Origin of the sequence: Thioclava sp., from assembly GCF_048263065.1 — a bacterium.
Taxonomy (GTDB): Bacteria; Pseudomonadota; Alphaproteobacteria; order Rhodobacterales; family Rhodobacteraceae; genus Thioclava.
On sequence record NZ_JBLXEM010000038.1, the window covers coordinates 1 to 18488 of the forward strand.

Consider the following 18488-nt stretch of genomic DNA (forward strand, 5'->3'; position numbering starts at 1 on the left):
GCGCAAATCACGCAAGATGCGCGTCGGTGTCGATCATTCGCTGCATTCCTTGCGCAACTTGGTCAAGCGGTGCTTCAACAAGCTCAAGAACGCACGCCGCGTCGCAACCCGCCACGACGATACGGCCTTGAGTTTCCTGGGCTTCATGGACATCACATCCATCCGCCACTGGGTGCGCCTTTTGTCAACATGACCTAGAAGAAATGCGCGAGAAAAAAGCCGATCCGTTTCATCTGGCTGAACTTATGGCTTGATGGTGCGATCAAACGCCCAGTTCCGTTGCACAGTTTTGGTGTCTCGAACGAGGTTGATCTCGGGACACAAACTTCGCTGCGAGCAGGGCAAATTGCTGAAACGCGGTAAGGCCGTTGGCGCCGAATTGACCCTTAGGTATCATATGGGCGGTTTTGATCCCGGCCAAGGTAGCTACAGCTGAATGGAAGGCCTTGAAACCAAGCATAGGCCGCGCGTGATACGCCTGATGAAGCGATGATCCTATGCGTCAATGCGGCCCCAACAGGAAGTCTGGGAACGTTTGCGACAGAGCCCGGCCCGCCGATTGCGGCGGGCTTGACCCAGCACATCCAGCGCGCCCCCTCCTGATCGACTGCCTGCCGAAGCCAATGCTTGCGGCCCTCGATGACAACTTCATCCAGATGCCATTTGTCGCCGAGTTTACCAGCCAAACGGTGACGGATCGCTTTCGCTAATTCCCGCCCGAACATTTCGGCCAACGCCCGCACCGTCTGGTGCGACACGATGATGCCGCGCCCGGCCAAAAGGTCTTCAACCATCCGCAGGCTCCGGTTGCACCGGAACTACCGCCGGACGATATGGGCAATCACGTCGGGCAGAAAACGGTGGCGCTGATAAAGGCAAGCGCCGATTATACCGCAATGTCGCATTCTACGCGAGCGGCCGCATTAATTTTAAGTTGTCCGGCAGCGTGTTGGTCCGCCAACGGAAACATAACATAAAACGTCGTAGAGACACCCAACTCGCTTTCATAGACGATATCCCCCAACATCTGGTTGGCAAGCTTCTTCGAAATATGCAGACCAAGCCCGGATCCTTGAGTAGAGCGTTGACTACTATTGTCAACTTGCCCGAAGCGACCGAATACTTGGTTTTCCATACCTTCGGGAATTCCTTGACCAGAGTTAGCAATCGAAAGCCTTACCTGCCCGTTCGAAAATTCAATTGCGCCTTCGATGACGCCAGTCTTGTTCGAAAACTTGATGGCATTCGAGATTAGGTTATCGATGATCTGACGGATTGCGAAGGCATCCCCGACGACGACCGGAGCAAGAACAATACTTCCAAGCGTGAGCCGCACACCCCGCTCTTTAGCGAACATTTCATTCTCCTTGAAGCTCTCTTCGAGGAGTTGGCCGAGATCGACAGGCTTGCTTTCCAAAGTCAACGCATTGATGTCGATTTTCTGTGCCAACAGAATGTTGTCGACCAGACGTGATAGGCGGATGCCATTTCGGTGCGCAATGTTGAGCACCGAAAGAATAGGATCGGACACATCCCCAAGTTGACCACTACGTGCAAGCGCCAAACCTCCTATGAGCGAGGTCAAGGGGGTTCGCAGTTCATGGCTAACAACCGAGATAAACTCGTCTTTCTTGCGGTTGGCCTCGTCTGCCCGTTGAAGCGCCTCTTCGAGGGCCGCACTGGTGGCGATCCGATCCGTGATATCAACAAAGGTGATGCTCCATCCGAGAATAGTCTTTGACGGATCAAGTGGGCTTTCTATTTCTCGAATTCTGGGTTCATAAACCCGATTTCCAATGTTCAGGTGACAAACAGATTTATGCGTTTCGAAATCCTCGATATTTACGAGAATTTCGTTTAGAAAATGCGCGGAACCATGGTTGAATTCAGTACATTTTGCCGCCGTGTTCATTAAAATAATTCTACGATTTCTATCGATCATGACGACTGGCTCGCTCATCGTATTTGCCAGTCCTGACTGACCAACAAAGGCCATATCCATTGTTTTATTTGTAACGAGGAACCACGTGAAGGTGACAATTCCAAGAGTGAACATGAAGGCCGTTGGATCGAGGCCAAAGACGGTAAAGCCGAAGACAACGTAGCCAGTATTTGCTGCAAGTGGCGCTATAGTTATTGCGACCAGAACGGTTAAAAGAGGCCACGCTGTCCGCTTTGCTCGCGTGAAGGCCTTAGCGAGGCAAAAGAGGGTTGCTAGCACAAATGAGTAAAGGGTTGCGATAATTATGTAGAAACCGGGCCCGTGAACATACGCAATGTAGTCCTCACCCTGCGGAACAATTGAAGCATTTGTATAGACGAGGTGATGCCAGGGGTTGGTGATAGCAAAAGCGAATATTGCTATGGGCACCACGACCAGTGCAGCGCGGGCGATGCGTTTTTTAAGCCATGAAGCGTTGTCGATGTACGCAAATACGAAGAAGCACCAAGCAACCGGCAACATGGCATTGCCAAGCCATGCCATGATCGCCCATTGGAATTTACAGGAGAAACTGCTCGAAGCAGCCTCCAGTCCAACCGTCATCAAGGTCCAGATCACGGCGACAAAGGTGAGTGCGTAATCAACCCTCCCATTAAAGCTCTGAAACTTCAGCATCCAAAGCAAAACGAGAGCAGCAATAGTGCTGACCGCGACAACAAACCAAAAGACCGGGACCCCCGCTACTCCCTCAAGACACGTCATCATTGTCTCATCCAATGATCGAAGTTGACTGAATAGCTGTTCCCTTCAGTATCGTAAGACTGGATGTGGGTATCGCCCTGTGGATCAGTATGGCTGCTGGAGCCGACACATTCCGCCTGGGCTGAAATCGAAATGGCGGTCAGACAAATGCTTGAGACTGCAATGCCCGGAAGGGACGACGAAAAATAAGTGTTGCGCACAATAGCATCCTTTCTTTGAAAAAATTAGAAAGCAACTTAGATTTCCCCTATAAATCAGTCAGTATTATGGCGAATAATGTTTTTTTCATCAAAGCGATGCATGTTCGGAAGGCTTTTTTCTCAGGGCGTTCCTCTTTTGATGCGCAGGGAAGCAAGGCCAGGCAATTATGAATGCTCAACCTAGGGTAAACGAAGTAGAATTTCCCGCATCGCGGCGCTTCCAGCCGAGGAAAGCAAATAGCCCCAAGCCCGCCAGCATCATCCAAATCGAGGCTGGCAGCGGCACTGCGGCGGGCGTTTCCACCATCATCGCTATCCCGTCTAGCGTGACCGTCATCGACTTGTCTACCACCGCCAGCGAGAACTGAATACCCAGCGTGTCACCCGCATAAGCCTGCATCAACGAGGTCAGATCGAAGCTCAGCATCGAAGCCGTGCCGTCGCCCTTTGGTATGTCCTGCGATGTCGTTGCATAAATTTCCGAAATCATGGCGCCCAGAGAGTCCACGACCGAGACCGTAAACTGCTGATCGGCCCAGTCGACAATCTTATCGATTTTGATGACTTTACTGATATCAATTTGCTGCGTGAAACTGAACGTTGCCGACGCCACCTTGCTCGGCACGGTGAAGAATTGCGTCAGCGTGGCTACGCCCTCATGTTTCGTCTCGTAAGTCACATCGTAGTTTCCCGACAAAGGCGGTTCTTTCTTTTTCCCTTCATCGATTACAAAGCGTTGATCCTTTTCCTTTCGGGTCGAGGTTGTCGTCCAGCCCGACAGGTCTCCGGTCTCGAAATCGCCATTGGTGATCAGATCGACACTAAGGGCCTGCGCCGTGCCTGCGCTTAACGAACTGGCCAGAACCAGTGCGACAATTCCGGTGATGAAGCGGCGAAGCGTCATGATCGTAGGTCCAACTCAATATCTCGTTTGGCCTACCGTTCTGGAAATATCCCAGCGCTGTTCAGGCTTCGTTAACGATGATTAAGGCCTCCAATAGCGCTCTGAATGCGGCGCAGCGGGGGCGATGAGGTGGCGATTTCGCGAAGGTTTTTGGACAACGGAAATCACCGCCCGAAAGAGCGGCGCTGTGGTTGAAGGTCTTTTCTGTCAGGCCCGCGCGACGATTGCGCCCAAACCCTCAGCACGGAGAACTCGCCCAGCACATGGCCCAACTTGTCCTCGTCGACCCATCGCACCCTCTGAGCGACCCTGATGCTGCCCCAAATCGGCTGAAGAGCTTGAAACGTGTCGCAGAAACGGCATCGCGCCGAGGAATAGAGCCTGCTTTGAGGCCAAAAGGAGAATATTGATCTCATGGCAATCCCGCACAGGGATCAATGACCTATTTCCACCAGTATTATTACGGCGAGCAAGAACACGGCATCAACGACCGGAAACGGCGCTAGCATACGCCCAAGTCGCAGCGAAAATTTGCCGGAAACGGCCTCCCAAACATCGTCTCATTCGCTGAAAATAATCTAGTGTTGCCCAGCTAGAATTTCTCGAATGGTCGGGTGCATCCAATGACACCTCAAAAAACGCGATCTCCGGAAACAATTTGCTCTGTCGGTCGCGATTGTCCATATTTTTGTTATTTCTCATATGGTTGATGTGCATTTAATGAGGAGGTATTCTGCTGCAACCCGGTTGTAAACTACCCTTTCAGACAAAGTTGCACGTATCAGCATCGCTTTTTCCCGGGCGCTCGGGCGTTGGCGCCGCAGCTCTGCATCGTCACAGTCCAAGTGGCGAAGGCACCATCGTTAGGCGGACGGCAAATCTATGATCGTCGCGTGTCGTTCAAAAACGCGCTTCGCCCTATGCGAGAGGCATAAACAGTCGGTTGCCCGCACCGAAATTAGTTGCGTGCGGGCAACCTGTGAGCACCTACCGGGGGACTGGCAGGCGACCCACCTACATTTTCGGCATGATCACCGCGTCGATGACATGGATCACACCATTGCTGGCCTCGATATCGGCCTGCGTCACGTTGGCCTCGTCGACCATGACACTCGGATCAGTCTTGATCGTGACCTGCGAGCCCTGAACGGTCGTCGCCATCATACCATCGCTCAGATCGCCGGACATCACCTTGCCCGGCACGACGTGATAAGTGAGGATGGCCGTCAGCTTGTCTTTATTCTCGGGCTTCAGCAGGTCTTCGACCGTGCCCGCAGGCAGCTTGGCAAAGGCCTCGTCAGTGGGTGCAAAGACGGTAAAGGGGCCTTCGCTTTTGAGCGTATCGACTAGCCCAGCCGCCTGGACGGCCGCGACCAGCGTGCCGAAGCTGCCAGCGTTTACGGCCGTGTCGACGATATCCATTTTGCCGCTATCCTCGGCATAGATCGGGGTGGAAACGAGGGCGGTGCCTGCGACAACCGCTGCGATGAAGGTTCTTCTCAGCATACTCATACTCCCTAGTTGAGACCCGTTGCGGATCATGCAGGGGATACGCTCGCTGTGCGAAATCGGATCACAGAAAGATCATGGCCTTGCACACAATCGAGAGCGATCTGGAGTATACAGGATCTAGCAATGGCCCGCAGGAGACGCTCAATAAAAGCCGATTTCCTTTACGTCGACCGCTGCCTGAAAGTCCTTCCCATAGGCCACGACCGCGATGGATTTGACGTCTTTCGCACGCGGCTTGGAACGCAGCAGGCCGCCCGAGGGTTTGAAGGCAGAGAACGGCAATTTAACCTCGACCCAATCCGCCGACGCGTGAAAGCGCGCTTGGTAATATTGCCAAGGCAGCAGCATCGTGCGGCTGCGCAGGTGGATGAAATAATCCTCATTATTGCCGCGCATCACGATCCGCACGCCCTCGGCGCCTTCAGGAGGGACATCAAGCGACCTTTGCATCTGGATGAAGCCGCCGCGGTTTTTCGTGCTGACGCTGCCCGTCAGGCGCGCGTAATGCTGCCTACCCTCCGCGTGAAAGCTGACCTGCCCGCTAGAGACACCGCCCATTACCCCGTCGGTGAAAAAGCGCCAGCGGGTTTCGGGTCGATTGCTGAAGGTCTCGGGTTTCATTGTTTCACCATAGGCTGCAAAGCTTGCGCCGATTAGGGTCAGTGTAATGAGAAAGGTCTTGAGTGTCATTGCTCCCCTCCGGGGTCAGGTTTCAGGATCGAGAGTTTCGCGTGGCAATCGTAAAACGAGGGCAATTGCCGCCAGTTTCAACGCGCAGGGCACAAGGGCATAACTGATATTGAGCGCAAAAAGCGCGTCTGTCGTGTTTTCTGCGCCAGGGCGATAGCCGTAATGCTGAAGCGTCGGCAACATCCCCCCCGCCGCAATCGCCAACGTTGCCTTGGCGCTGAAGTTCCAGAACCCGAAGGCCTGCCCCGCTTGCAGCTCCGCACGCGAGAGCGCGGACGCGAAGAGCCCGGAAAGAATGACCATATCGGCCCCTAGCGCGATCCCTGAGCCGATGCAGATCGCCGCGAACATCAGGGCAGCTCCGGGGGGCAAGGCGAAGGCGCCCATAAAGCTCACGATGGCAAGGCTCATCGACGCTACCAGAACCCGGCGCGCGCCGAATGCCTTGGCCATCCGTCCCCAGATCGGAGCACTGATCCCGGCGGCTATGAAGAACAGGATCAGGAAAAGCCCCGCGAGATCGGGTAGGCCAAGCCGATCCCCGACGAAGAACAAAAACAGTGTCGATGTCACGGCCACCGGTAGGCTATTGATGAAGGCCAGTAGCAAAAGCCAGCCCGCACCCGAGCCGATCAGCCCCCTCCAGTTCAGGCGCAACGAGGCCATTTGCGTTTTACGCCATAGCGGCCGCGCAAGCACAATCGCAATCATCGCGATCCCAGCGAGCAGCCCTCCGAAGGCAGCGTAGCCATCCGCGACAGGCGCGGGCATACTGAGCACTGTCGGAGCAATCGCGCCGAGGGTGACACCGATCAGCACGCCTGTCTCGCGCCACGCTGCAAGGCCAAACTGGGCGCCCGCTTGCCCCGTGCCCGCGAAGGCCGCGCTTTGACCGTAAAGCAGGATCGTTCCGAGGCTGTATCCGGTGAAGGTGATGATAAGCCCCGCCGCCAGCCAGAGCGCCGCGTTCCCAATCGCTGGCAGGGAAAAGACCATGAGGCACCCCGCCGCCAGCGTGCCCATCGCAAGAACCGCAAAGCGGGCGCGGTGGATTGCCCAGCGGTCGGTGATCCAGCCCAAAAGCGGATCTTGCAGAAAGTCCGCGACGCGGATCAGAAGCAGAATCGTCCCCACCTGACTGAGCGAAAGGTCGAAGCGCATTGCTGCGAAGCTGGGCAGATGGATATAGATCGGGATGCTCGCCGTCGCGAGTGTCATCGCGAAAAAGCCCACGCGCCAATAGCCCTGCGATTGATGCTGACGCGCCGAGACCATCATGCGCGCCGCCCGATAGTCCGAACAAATAGCCAGACGATGACCGGGCGCAGTTTCAGAAAAACGCGATACACTAGTTCGAGCATAGTGCGAATAACCGGCCAGCGCGCCATACGCGCCACCCCGCGCCAGCGCGGTAAGTGCGACCAAAGTTCCGCGAAAGCTGCCGCGCCCGAGACGAGGCGGCCATCCCCTACGCCAACATGAAACCGAGCTAGCGCCTCGGCGCGGCTCAAGTTTTCGGGCAGCGCTGCCGCGGAGTCCGATAGATCAACAAATTCCAACGCGTCGGCGCCTCGCGCATCACGATATAGCCCAATCTCGGCGCGGCAAAGCGGGCACGCCCCGTCGTAGAAAACTGTCGCGCCTGCGGCTTGGCCCTTTGAGGTATGGGTCATGATCATGTCCAACTTTGTTCACCTTTGTTACGTGGATGAACGCTGCAAGGATCTATCAGGCTGGATATTTATTGCTGGTGGGAATCCGCCTCTCCTGATGAGAGCCGCAGCAAGTTGCACCGGCGCCGTCCGCGAGCATTGTCGCGGCGCGGTAACTGAGCTCCATGGCTAGAAATCCCTTCCGTCCAGTCTTCCACTGCGCAATGCCAAGGCCGACCACCCCAATGTCAAGGAACTCCGCAATCTGGTCACCTGGTCCAAAGGCATGGTTTGGAGTTCGCTTTAAGCCATACTTCAATGGGACTCTCGCGCGAAGTATGTTGCGTCCTTTTTTATAATATCACGCTCCTCGATGACTCGGGCCAGTTCTGGCTTCACCCGCCTAAGCTCAGCGGTCAAATTCGCCTCCCCTTCTGTCTGACGTCAGCGAGCAGCTTTGGATTACCTATTTCCGCAATATTTTCAATCCAGCACGTCTTAAAGTGAAGGCGATGCAATCGGAGATACCCAAGAAATACTGGAAAAATATGCCCGAAGCGGCCTCCATCGCAGATATGATCGCGAATGCGCCTGCGCGGGCGCGTGCAATGGCCGAGGCCGCGCCCTCGATGCCCCCGGCGCGCATGGCAAAGGTTCAGGCGCAGCTTGCGGGATGCCACTCGGCTTGGGAGGGGCCAAGCGATGCGTTGCCCGCCGCGATTGCCGCTTGCACACGCTGCCCGCTGCATCGCAATGCGACGCAGGCCGCCTTGGGCAAAGGTCCCGTGAACAGCGGTCTGATGATTGTGGGCGAACAGCCCGACGACATCGAAGACCTGAGCGGGCGGCCTTTTGTCGGCCCAGCGGGGAAGGTGTTTGACAAGATCGCGACCCAAGCGGGACTGGATCGAAATCAATCCTATCTGACCAACGCGGCGAAGCGTTTCAAATTCGCCTTGCGGGGCAAGCGCCGCATTCACGAGCGCCCCAACACATCGAAAATCGAGCATTGTCGCTGGTGGCTGGACGCCGAAATCGCGCGCGTGAAACCCAAGCTGATCGTCGCGATGGGGGCCACGGCAGCGCTTAGCCTGACGGGACGTGGCGAGGGCGTTCTTGCCAGATCCGGATAGATCGAGGATAGCCGCGCGGGGCCGCCCGTTCTGATCACGCTGCACCCCTCATACCTGCTGCGTCAGCGCGATCTTGGCAAACAGCAGGCGGGCTACGCGCAGTTGCACCGTGATCTTGAGACAGCCGTGCAATTTGCCGGCTAGGCCCCCAACATGGCGTCACTCGGGTGGCGGGGTGATCATCGCATACTCGCGCAACTGCTCTGGCAAAAGGATGTAAATCTCGTTTGGCGGGGTCACAAGCGCGTGCTGCAACACCCGCGTATCCACGCCCATATCATCGAGATAGGCCATTACCTCGCCCTGTCCGCGCTGCACGTCTTCCACCGCCAGAAACGCGGGCAACACCCTGCTTTTGCCAAAGAAATGCTGATGCACGCCGACCTGCGTATCTGCATCAGCCTCGCGCCTCACCCCCGATGCAAACACATAGGGACACGCTGACAGACAGATATCCCCCGCCAGCAAATGCGTGTTCAAACCATACGCCCGCACGCGCCGCCCGATCGCCAAAGCATCCGAAACCGACCCACCCGGAGAGTTCAGCCGCAGCGTTGTGAACGGCTCTCCGCCAGCCGTTTCCTCGGCCGTCAGATAGGAGGCAAAGCGGTCGGCATCGCCCACTTTGATCGCGCCGGTCAGGGTCAGCGTGGCACCGTCGCGCGTGAAGGTCAGGTGCTCGGGCATGTCGCCGGTTGTGCGAAACGGGCGCGCTGGATTGCCCTCACGCGCCGGGGCCAGCGGCATGTCGCCGGGCCGGTAGCGGCGTGTCTGATCGCCCGGATTGACCGGCGTATCAAAGGCGGGCTGGTCGGAGCGGCCACCAAGCTGTGGAAGCGCGCCCCACAAATCCCCGCCCATCAACAGCACCGCAAGCGTCACCTGCACGCCAAGCGTCCAGTAGATCGCGGTGCGGACGTTGAACGCCCGAAACCCGGTTTTGCGCGTGGCCTTGGTCATTGCGGCGGGGCGTCTTTGTCAGGTTCGGGCAAGGCGGGCGGCGTATCTGACGAGGCCGCCGAGGTGCGCCGCATCACCGCTTCGATATCGCCAACCGCATTCAGCGCGGCGCGCAGCTCGGCCAAGGTCATCGTATCTTCCACCCCTACCCGCGATTTCCCCGAGCGGATCGCTGCATGGGTGATCGCGAGAATGAACACTAGCACCGCGGGCAGCAGGTCAATCGCAATTGCCCCCGCCCAGCTTGGCGCAAAATTCGCCGCGTATCGGATCACCGCGTCAGCCGTGCTGATCGGCGTGTAAATCGTCTCAACCGGCGGGGGCATCGCGACCACCGCATCGGCAGCGCGCCGCAGGGTGTCGGCGCGTTGTCCCAGCAGTTGCAACACCGATGAGATCGTCGATTGCTGTCCGGCGCGGTTCTCGGCAGTGCGCCCGTCAAGTTCGGGCAACACGACCGACGCGCTTAGATCCTCGGCAGCCCGGCTGACCAAGGGCGCGACCGAAAGCTGGCGCAACTGCGTGATGACACCCGCGAGGCGCACCGCTTCTTCGGAAAACTGGACCGAGCGTTCCTCGATCGGGCCGGGCTCGACGGTTAAAGACCGCATCCGGCTCAGGATCGCGTTACCCTCGGCAAAGGCGTTATCGACAAGCGGCTGTTGCGATGCGATCTGGGATTCCAGCGCAGCCAGTTCATCGGATTTTTGCCGCAAGACGCGAAACACCGCGCCGCGCCCGGCCAATCCTGACAGATCGCCCGTGGCCTCTTGTTGCGACAGATCCTCAAACGATTGACGCACGCGCGCCACGTCACGCCCCAAACCCTGCGCGCTGACCGCGATCTCATTGGCGCGCTCCAGCGAGGTTTGATAGTCCTGCACCGTCGTCGCTAGATGCTGTTCCACCGCAGCCGCCCCCGCCAACGCCGCCGCGTTCAGCCATGACGACATCGCGATGATCGCCGCCGATCCCATCAGCATCGACACGAACAGTCCCAGCCGCGCACCGACCGTGCGCACCGCCGGAAGGAGGCGCATCAGATACGACCAGAACACGAAAATCCCGACGGACACGGCGATAGAATAGCTGATCGCGGCAAAGAAACTGAGCGCGCCGTTATCATCTAGCAGCGAGGTCACGCCAAGGTAGGTGTAGATCCCCGAGGCGGTTGCCAACACACCCAGCGCCGCTGCGGAAAAGCTGTCGAGCCAACGCACATGCCCCTCAAGCTCGGCGGCATAGCGCACGCCTTGGGCCTCGGCGCGCGAGAGAGGGGCAGTGGTCATTTCGGATCCTTTCAAAGCTGTCCCCTGATATGGGGTGGCCTAGCGCGTTCTCCAATGCTTTCCGTAGAATGACGGAAATCGCGCAGTCAAAGACAGGATCATCACGCAAAATAGAAAGATCTAGGCAGCAATTATATCAACGAGACCTTGCTGCGAAACTTGTAGCACGGGGGTATCCATGCGGCTTTGCGCTATCGCGACACGTTTTCATCCTGCGGATGGCGCACCGACCGAGCATATGCAAAGCAGTTCTTCATGGAGGGCCGGAAAAGGCATTTCCGCTCAACCGCCTGCAAGATATCAATAGCCCGATACCGTCTAAATACGGTGACTGCTGCCGATACGTCTTCTAGGCAAGCAAGACAAGACGTTCCCGGTGAATAGATCTTTGCGTGGCTTGTACTTCAGCATTACTACTTGGCTATCATGACCCTTGCTGACGTCGATGTGCCTGGTGGCGATGATGATCTCCACCTGAACCGCACCCGGTTGGACGGAAAGACTATGAGGTGACCCGCAACACCGCGACTAGCCGGGCGACCCAGATCGCAAGCGGTTGTTGATCAAGCCAAAGTGCGACATCACCGATGATCAGATAGCGACTTGACTTCGACTGATGCCACAGCTGGCTTCTTAACTCTGGTAGCTGGGGGCACGAACACCACATCCTGCAGCTTGTGAGTGACGAGCCGCCCCTACCCGCAAGCGTGTGCCAAGGGGAAAGGTGAATACAGCACAGCGCAGGCGGAAGAACACTGCATGCAAGATCATCTTTTTAGGTGGCACCATTTGTCTAAAACATGAGGCCGCGACAGGCTGTCGCGGTGTGTTAAGGTGAACCGAACTCATGCAACCTTCGTAGATAGAGGAAACGCTCACGCGCCTTTCCACCTGAAACGAAAGCGGTCCGTCAGGATCCTCTCCGACATACCGACGCTTGACTTGGCAAGAGCACAGTTCGCCTTTGTCGTGTCGGCCCATATTATCTTTCCAGCGTTTTCTATCGGCACGGCAAGCTTTCTTGCCGTTCTGGAAACGCTGCGCCTGATTACCGGGCGCGATGTGTTTTTACGCATCTTTGAATTCTGGAAACACATCTTTGCCGTGGTGTTCGGCATGGGCGTCGTGTCCGGCGTTGTGATGTCATATCAATTCGGGCTGAATTGGGCGGCATTTTCAGATCGCGCGGGCCCGATTATCGGCCCGCTGATGGGTTACGAGGTGATGACGGCCTTTTTCCTTGAGGCCGGTTTCCTTGGAAACTTGCTGTTCGGGCGCAACCGGGTCAATCCCGCGATCTATTATTTCGCGGTAATGATGGTTGCGGTGGGCACGCTGATTTCGGCCTTTTGGATCTTGTCGGTCAATAGCTGGATGCAGACGCCGGCAGGCTTTGCGATCAACGAGATGGGGCAGTTCATCCCCGAAAACTGGTGGCAGATCCTGTTTAACCCCTCACTGCCCTATCGTTTCGTGCATATGGTTTTGGCGGCCTATCTGACGACCGCTTTGGTCGTGGCGGGCGTGGGCGCGTGGCACCATTTACGCGGCACTGCCGATGATGCGGTTCGGGTGATGTTTCGCATGGCGGTTGCCATGATTCTGGTCACTGCCCCGCTGCAAATTTTTGCAGGCGACGAGCACGGGCTTAATACGCTTGAGCACCAACCCGCGAAAATCGCCGCGATGGAGGGCCACTGGGAGACCCGCGCCGGTGCGCCGCTGATCTTGTTCGGCATCCCTGACGAGAAAAACGAGACGACCAATTACAAGATCGAAATCCCCTATGCCTCGTCGCTGATCCTGACTCATTCGCTGGATGGCGAAGTGCCCGGCCTTGGCGATTTCCCACCAGATGAGCGCCCTGCGATGTCGATCGTGTTCTGGACGTTCCGCATCATGGTGGGCTTGGGCTTTGCCTTTGCCGCAATCGGGTTCTGGGGCGGCTGGTTGATGTTGCGCAAGCGTCTGCACGAACCGGGGCTGTTCCATCGTGCCGCCCTGCTGCTTTCGCCCGGAGGCTTTGCCGCGATCATCATGGGCTGGTTCACCACCGAATTCGGCCGTCAGCCCTACACGGTCTATGGCCATATGACGACGGCGGAGTCGGTCTCGAACCTTGATCACACGACCGCATTGGTGGCGCTGATCGCCTTTGTACTGGTTTACGCGTTCCTGTTTGGCTCTGGCACGTTTTACTTGCTGCGGCTAATGCGGCGCGGGCCTGAGGCAGCAGAGCCAGTCGAAAACACGCCCCAGCGCGCAGGGGGGCTGGCCGCGGTCATGCTGGAAGATGTCACCACCGATAAAGAGGAGGCCCACACATGAGCGGCTTGGAAACCTACCTGCTCGAAATCTGGGCTGCGATCATCGCCTTTGCCGTGTTGACCTATGTCGTGCTCGACGGGTTTGATCTGGGGGTGGGTATTCTATTCCCTTTCCTTGGCAACGACGACAACCGCACCCGCGCGATGAACTCTATTGCGCCCGTTTGGGACGGCAACGAGACATGGCTGGTGATGGGCGGTGGCGGTTTGCTGGCCGTGTTCCCGCTGGCCTATGGGGTGATCCTGAACGCGCTGTATGTGCCGCTGATCGTGATGTTGCTCGCACTGGCGTTTCGCGGCGTGGCGTTTGAGTTTCGCGGCAAGACCCGGCGCTGGAAGCCGCTTTGGGACAAGGCGTTTTTTGGCGGTTCTCTGATCGCCACCTTGGCGCAGGGCGCGGTGCTGGGCGGCTTGCTGCAAGGCCCCGCCGTGACCGGGCGCAGCTTTAGTGGCGGGCCGATGGATTGGGTCAGCTGGTTCACCCTTGGCACGGCGCTGGCGCTGGTTGCGGGGTATGTGATGCTGGGGGCGGCTTGGATCGTGCTCAAGACCTCGGACAATCTGTATGATCGCGCACGCCGGATCGGGGAAAAGGCGCTGATCGTGACGCTCGGCTTTATCGGACTAGCCTCGCTGGCAACGCCGTTCCTCAATCCGGACTATTTCCAGCGCTGGTTTGCATGGCCAGGGATACTCCTCAGCGCGCTGGTGCCGATCTTGCTGTTGGGCGCAGGTCTTGGCTATTGGCGTGCCATCCGCAGTGATCGCGGCTTGACCGCCTATCTGTCGGGGATCGCGATTTTTGTGGTCAGTTTCGCCGGGCTTGGCCTGTCGATCTTTCCCTATATCGTGCCAATGTCGATCACGATCCGCGAGGCGTCCACGCCTGCCTCATCGCAACTGTTCATCCTTGTCGGAGCGGCTATCTTCTTGCCCATCATTCTGGCCTACACTGCCTATGCCTATTGGGTGTTTCGCGGCAAGACATCCGAGCATGAGCATCACTACTAGGTGAGGGCCGGAACCAGTCGGGCGCGCCTGCGTTTACCCCGCATGTCCCTTTGAACCCTCATTAGCGCCCCAACCGTCACGCGTCCCCTCGGTTGGGGCGTTTTTTCAACGCTCTCAGGAGGCCCCCAATGACCAAAATTGATGATCTACCCGAAGAGAGCGGCCCCTCGGGTGGCTGGGGATCTCTCAAGGGGATCAGTCAGATTTTCGGCGAAAGTTGGCCCTCGCCAGATGTGATGCGCACGCTTAAGCGGCAGAACAAACCGGGCGGCTACATGTGCGCCTCGTGTGCCTTCCCCAAGCCCGCCAATTACCACCCGTTCGAGTTTTGTGAAAACGGCGCAAAGGCGACGCTTTGGGAAATGACGAGCGCACGCAGCACGCCGGAATTCTGGGACGATCACAAGGTCTCCGATCTGCGCGGCTGGAACGATCATGATCTGGAAAAGACCGGGCGGCTGACGGTACCGCTGCGCTATGACAGCGAAACCGACCGCTATGTCGAAGTTACTTGGGATCAGGCATTTTCAGAAATCGGCGCGATCCTTAAGACGCTGCCCAAGCAGGAAGTGGTGTTTTATTCCTCGGGCCATGCGGGGCTGGAGGCGAGTTATCTTTGGGCACTGATGGCGCGCGCTTACGGGAATAACAACCTGCCGCAAAGCTCGAATATGTGTCACGAGACGACCTCGGTAGGACTGAAAAAGGTCATCGGCTCTTCGGTCGGCACCGTGTTGTGGGAAGACCTTGAAGCAACCGATTGCTACTTTTTCTTCGGCCAGAACCCCGGCACCAATTCGCCCCGTTTCCTGCATCCGCTGAAAGAGGCCAAAGATCGCGGCGCAAAAATCGTCACTTTTAACCCGGTGCGCGAACAGGGCTTGATCAGCTTTGTCGATCCGCAAAATCTGCAAGATATGGTGACGGGTCGCGAAACGATCATCTCGGATCAATATCACCAACTCAAGGCAGGTTCGGATATCGCGGCGCTAACGGGGTTGTGCAAGGCGGTGATCGAGGCCGAAGACAAAGCGCAGGCGCAGGGTCGCACCCCGGTGATCGACTGGGATTTCCTGCGCGAACATTGTCACGAGTACGAAGCCTTCATCGCGTTTTGCCGGGCCACAGACTGGGACGCGATCTGCGAGGAATGCGGGTTGAGTGAAACCGCGTTGCGCCAAGCCGCCGAGGTCTACATCAAGGCCAAGCGCGTGATCGGCGTTTACGGCATGGGGCTGACGCAACACGCGCATGGCGCCACAAATATCGGGATGTTGGTCAATTTCCTTGCGCTGCGTGGCAATATCGGGCGTTTGGGCGCGGGCTGTTGCCCGGTGCGCGGCCACTCGAATGTGCAAGGCCAGCGCACGGTCGGTATCGCCGAGAAAACCGCGCTGATCCCGATGGACAAGCTGCGTGCCCTCTTTGATTTCGACCCGCCAACCGAGGACGGGATGCATATCGTCACCGCCGCGCAGGCGATGATGGAGGGCAAGGTTTCAGCTACCCTATGTCTGGGCGGCAACCTTGTGCGCGCGCTGCCCGACACCGCGCGTGTCGAGACCGCATGGCCAAGCCAAAAGCTGACCGTGATGATCTCGACCAAGCTCAACCGCTCGCATCTTTATCCCGGCCAAGCGGCGTTTATCTTGCCCTGTCTTAGCCGCTCCGAGGTCGATGAGCAGGAGACTGGCAATCAATATGTGAGCGTCGAGGACAGTTTCTCGATGATCCACGGCTCACTTGGCAAACACCCGCCCGCGTCCGATCTGCTGAAATCCGAACTCGCGATCACCTGTGGTATCGCGCAGGCCGCGACGGCCCCGAACCCCAAGATGAAATGGGCCGAATGGGTCAAGGATTACGCGGTGGTGCGCGATCTGATCGAGGCGACCTATCCTGACGATTTCCGCGATTTCAACGCTCGCATGAACGAGCCGGGCGGGTTTTGGCGCGGCAACCCCGCGCATGAGCGGGTCTGGAAGACCGAAAGCGGCAAGTTGGAATTTACCACGCCCGACAAGCTGAACGCGCTGGGTTTTGATCACGCGCCGGGGCGGTTCGTGCTGATCACGATGCGCTCGAACGATCAGTTTAACACCACGGTTTACGGCTATTCCGACCGCTTCCGCGGCATCGAGGGCACGCGCGATGTGCTATTGATGAACAAGATCGACATGGCCGATCTGGGGCTTGCGCATGGGGATGCGGTGCTGGTCAGCGGCGATATGTGCGACGGGGTTGATCGCCGTCTTGAGGGGCTGAAGGTCGTGACGTTCGATTTGCCGTGCGGCACGGTTGGGGGCTATTACCCCGAATGCAATGTGTTAGTGCCCGTCGGGCTGCACGATCAACTGTCGAAGACGCCGGGATCGAAAGGGGTGCCTGTCAGGATCGAGAAAGCTGAGGCATAAGGCATCTGGCCCAACCTCTACGGGTGCGCGCCCCTTGCGACAACGCAGCGAGTCCCGCTAGGTTTGTCAAAGGAGCGTTTGACAGACCCGATCGCAACTTTGCGGCGCACATGAATGCTGCACGCTCGGCTAATCCTCTTTTCCAACCGGGAAAGATTGCCAGTTTCGAAAGGGCCGATGATCAAATGACGTCAGAGAGCCGAGACATCACCACGAACCGTCTTAGAATGGCTCTGTCTTGCGTCATCATTTTCGCCTTATTGTTCGCATTTACTGCTGGCCCGGTCTATACGCAGACCTCACCGAATACGCTCGATAGCGTCGCCAGCGATCCTCAAAAATCGATCCCCATTGCGCCTGACGTGCGCGATTCCGAAATAGCGGATCGTCTGCAACGCATCCTTCTTGCCAGTGAATGGTTTGACCCGCTGAGCGTCACCGTGCGCGAGGGGATTGTGTTTCTAGATGGCGACGTTGAAACCGAAGAGCGCAAGGAATGGGCGCGCCAACTAGCCCTGCGCACCGAATATGTCGTCGCCGTCGTCAACCGGATCGAGGTAAAACCCCAGATCAGTTGGGATCTGACCCCAACGTGGCGCGAGATCAAAAAACTGACCGATCGCGTTCAATGGTTTGCCCCACTTTTGGTCGTGTCTTTGATCCTCCTGCTGCTTGCGTGGTTCCTGTCGCGCGGCGTGGCGGCCCTTGCGCGTCGCTCGCTGCGTCACCGCATTACCTCGCCGCTGCTTTTACAGCTTGTCGCGCGCACGCTTTCGATCCCGGTGATATTGATCGGCATTTACCTTGTGCTTCAGGTGGCTGGCCTGACGCGTCTGGCGCTGACGGTCTTGGGCGGCACGGGGCTTATCGGTATCGTTGTCGGTCTCGCCTTCCGAGAGATTGCGGAAAACTCTCTGGCCAGTATCCTTTTGAGTATCCGAAATCCGTTTCGGGCGGGCGATTGGATAGAAGTCGGCGAAAATCAGGGCATTGTGCAGAACCTGAATATGCGCACAACTGTGCTGCTGACCTTGGATGGCAATCACGTCCAGATCCCGAACGCGCTTGTGTTTAAAAGCGTTATCAAGAATTTCTCAACCAATCCCAACCGCCGCGCAGAGTTCAAGGTGGGCATCGGGTATGACGATTCCGTGCTTGAGGCGCAGGAAGTCATCATTGATGTCCTGCGTGCGCATCCCGCCGTTTTGGACGACCCCGAACCAAACGCGTTGGTCGATGAACTCGGGTCTTCGACGGTGACCATTCGGGTCCAATATTGGTTTGACGGCACGGCCTATTCAATCTTCAAGGTGCGCTCCGCGATCATGCGTCAGGTCAAACGGGCGCTGCAAACGGCGGGAATTTCGATGCCGGACGAAGCACGCGAAATCATCTTTCCGAATGGTGTTCCGATACGGCGCGTTTCGCCGGATGAAGATGCGCCAAAGGCCGAGCCCCGCTCGCCCGGCACAACCCTTGGCGACGCCGCCATAGCCACTCCCGGCGAAGGGGATTTGGTATCGGAAAAGAAAGAGCTGGAGCGCCAAGCCGACGCTGCAGACCTGTCAGACGCGGGTGAAAATCTGCTGGCCTCGGATAAACCCGACGGTACGACCTAGGGTCAGGATTCATAACCAGAACATGACGACGGCGGCGAGGGCACAGGCTGACAGGAACACCTTTGGACATCTG

12 protein-coding genes and 4 pseudogenes are annotated in these 18488 nt (G+C 57.6%); 6 read left to right on the plus strand and 10 right to left on the minus strand.

What is annotated here, in order from left to right:
• Positions 1 to 193, plus strand: a pseudogene (locus ACN0SD_RS18865) (IS5/IS1182 family transposase); the annotation flags it as partial.
• A gap of 135 nt (positions 194 to 328) precedes the next feature.
• Here ACN0SD_RS18865 and ACN0SD_RS18870 read toward each other — a convergent pair.
• The 8 genes and pseudogenes from ACN0SD_RS18870 to ACN0SD_RS18905 all read right to left on the minus strand — a co-directional run.
• A pseudogene (locus ACN0SD_RS18870) lies at positions 329 to 495 on the minus strand (IS6 family transposase); the annotation flags it as partial.
• Positions 496 to 549: 54 nt separating this feature from the next.
• A pseudogene (locus ACN0SD_RS18875) lies at positions 550 to 668 on the minus strand (DDE-type integrase/transposase/recombinase); the annotation flags it as partial.
• Positions 669 to 886: 218 nt separating this feature from the next.
• A complete protein-coding gene (locus tag ACN0SD_RS18880) occupies positions 887 to 2707 on the minus strand; it encodes a histidine kinase N-terminal 7TM domain-containing protein (RefSeq protein WP_417809752.1) in 1821 nt (606 codons plus the stop codon).
• A 372-nt stretch (positions 2708 to 3079) separates the two neighbouring features.
• Positions 3080 to 3808, minus strand: coding sequence for a PEP-CTERM sorting domain-containing protein (locus ACN0SD_RS18885; protein ID WP_417809753.1), 729 nt, complete (start codon positions 3806 to 3808; stop codon positions 3080 to 3082).
• A 1014-nt stretch (positions 3809 to 4822) separates the two neighbouring features.
• A complete protein-coding gene (locus ACN0SD_RS18890) occupies positions 4823 to 5314 on the minus strand; it encodes a fasciclin domain-containing protein (protein WP_417809754.1) in 492 nt (163 codons plus the stop codon).
• A gap of 147 nt (positions 5315 to 5461) precedes the next feature.
• Positions 5462 to 6010, minus strand: a complete 549-nt coding sequence (locus ACN0SD_RS18895) for a CIA30 family protein (RefSeq protein WP_417809755.1) — start codon at positions 6008 to 6010, stop codon at positions 5462 to 5464.
• 15 nt (positions 6011 to 6025) lie between these two features.
• The gene (locus ACN0SD_RS18900; RefSeq protein WP_417809756.1) at positions 6026 to 7288 is read right to left on the minus strand and encodes an MFS transporter; all 1263 of its coding nucleotides are present in this window, start codon (positions 7286 to 7288) and stop codon (positions 6026 to 6028) included.
• Entirely contained in the window at positions 7285 to 7683 is a 399-nt protein-coding gene (locus ACN0SD_RS18905) for a thiol-disulfide oxidoreductase DCC family protein (protein ID WP_417809757.1), read from the minus strand. The genes ACN0SD_RS18900 and ACN0SD_RS18905 overlap by 4 nt, the downstream gene beginning before the upstream one ends.
• 404 nt (positions 7684 to 8087) lie before the next feature.
• Here ACN0SD_RS18905 and ACN0SD_RS18910 point away from each other — a divergent pair.
• A pseudogene (locus ACN0SD_RS18910) lies at positions 8088 to 8939 on the plus strand (UdgX family uracil-DNA binding protein); the annotation flags it as partial.
• 15 nt (positions 8940 to 8954) lie between these two features.
• Here ACN0SD_RS18910 and ACN0SD_RS18915 read toward each other — a convergent pair.
• Both ACN0SD_RS18915 and ACN0SD_RS18920 read right to left on the minus strand, forming a co-directional pair.
• Positions 8955 to 9755 (minus strand): hypothetical protein, encoded by an 801-nt coding sequence (locus ACN0SD_RS18915; protein WP_417809758.1) that lies wholly within the window; start codon positions 9753 to 9755, stop codon positions 8955 to 8957.
• Positions 9752 to 11044: a hypothetical protein gene (locus ACN0SD_RS18920; RefSeq protein ID WP_417809759.1), complete on the minus strand. Its 1293-nt coding sequence runs from the start codon at positions 11042 to 11044 to the stop codon at positions 9752 to 9754. Before ACN0SD_RS18920 ends, ACN0SD_RS18915 begins: the two co-directional genes overlap by 4 nt.
• Before the next feature lie 942 nt (positions 11045 to 11986).
• Here ACN0SD_RS18920 and ACN0SD_RS18925 point away from each other — a divergent pair.
• The 4 genes from ACN0SD_RS18925 to ACN0SD_RS18940 all read left to right on the plus strand — a co-directional run bounded on the left by ACN0SD_RS18925 (position 11987) and on the right by ACN0SD_RS18940 (position 18415).
• Positions 11987 to 13372 carry a cytochrome ubiquinol oxidase subunit I gene (locus ACN0SD_RS18925; protein WP_417809760.1) on the plus strand — a complete coding sequence of 462 codons (1386 nt, stop codon included), beginning with the start codon at positions 11987 to 11989 and terminating at the stop codon, positions 13370 to 13372.
• Complete coding sequence (cydB, locus tag ACN0SD_RS18930) at positions 13369 to 14382, plus strand: cytochrome d ubiquinol oxidase subunit II (RefSeq protein WP_417809761.1); 1014 nt, start codon at positions 13369 to 13371, stop codon at positions 14380 to 14382. Before ACN0SD_RS18925 ends, cydB begins: the two co-directional genes overlap by 4 nt.
• Before the next feature lie 128 nt (positions 14383 to 14510).
• Complete coding sequence (locus ACN0SD_RS18935; protein WP_417809762.1) at positions 14511 to 16796, plus strand: FdhF/YdeP family oxidoreductase; 2286 nt, start codon at positions 14511 to 14513, stop codon at positions 16794 to 16796.
• A gap of 185 nt (positions 16797 to 16981) precedes the next feature.
• Complete coding sequence (locus ACN0SD_RS18940) at positions 16982 to 18415, plus strand: mechanosensitive ion channel domain-containing protein (protein ID WP_417809763.1); 1434 nt, start codon at positions 16982 to 16984, stop codon at positions 18413 to 18415.
• Positions 18416 to 18488: the final 73 nt, after the last annotated feature.

Bases quoted from the DNA above. Each gene is read 5' to 3' on its own strand.
- ACN0SD_RS18880 (WP_417809752.1), bottom strand. From the start codon at position 2,707: ATGATGACGTGTCTTGAGGGAGTAGCGGGGGTCCCGGTCTTTTGGTTT.
- ACN0SD_RS18885 (WP_417809753.1), bottom strand. From the start codon at position 3,808: ATGACGCTTCGCCGCTTCATCACCGGAATTGTCGCACTGGTTCTGGCC.
- ACN0SD_RS18890 (WP_417809754.1), bottom strand. From the start codon at position 5,314: ATGCTGAGAAGAACCTTCATCGCAGCGGTTGTCGCAGGCACCGCCCTC.
- ACN0SD_RS18895 (WP_417809755.1), bottom strand. From the start codon at position 6,010: ATGACACTCAAGACCTTTCTCATTACACTGACCCTAATCGGCGCAAGC.
- ACN0SD_RS18900 (WP_417809756.1), bottom strand. From the start codon at position 7,288: ATGATGGTCTCGGCGCGTCAGCATCAATCGCAGGGCTATTGGCGCGTG.
- ACN0SD_RS18905 (WP_417809757.1), bottom strand. From the start codon at position 7,683: ATGACCCATACCTCAAAGGGCCAAGCCGCAGGCGCGACAGTTTTCTAC.
- ACN0SD_RS18915 (WP_417809758.1), bottom strand. From the start codon at position 9,755: ATGACCAAGGCCACGCGCAAAACCGGGTTTCGGGCGTTCAACGTCCGC.
- ACN0SD_RS18920 (WP_417809759.1), bottom strand. From the start codon at position 11,044: ATGACCACTGCCCCTCTCTCGCGCGCCGAGGCCCAAGGCGTGCGCTAT.
- cydB (WP_417809761.1), top strand. From the start codon at position 13,369: ATGAGCGGCTTGGAAACCTACCTGCTCGAAATCTGGGCTGCGATCATC.
- ACN0SD_RS18935 (WP_417809762.1), top strand. From the start codon at position 14,511: ATGACCAAAATTGATGATCTACCCGAAGAGAGCGGCCCCTCGGGTGGC.
- ACN0SD_RS18940 (WP_417809763.1), top strand. From the start codon at position 16,982: ATGACGTCAGAGAGCCGAGACATCACCACGAACCGTCTTAGAATGGCT.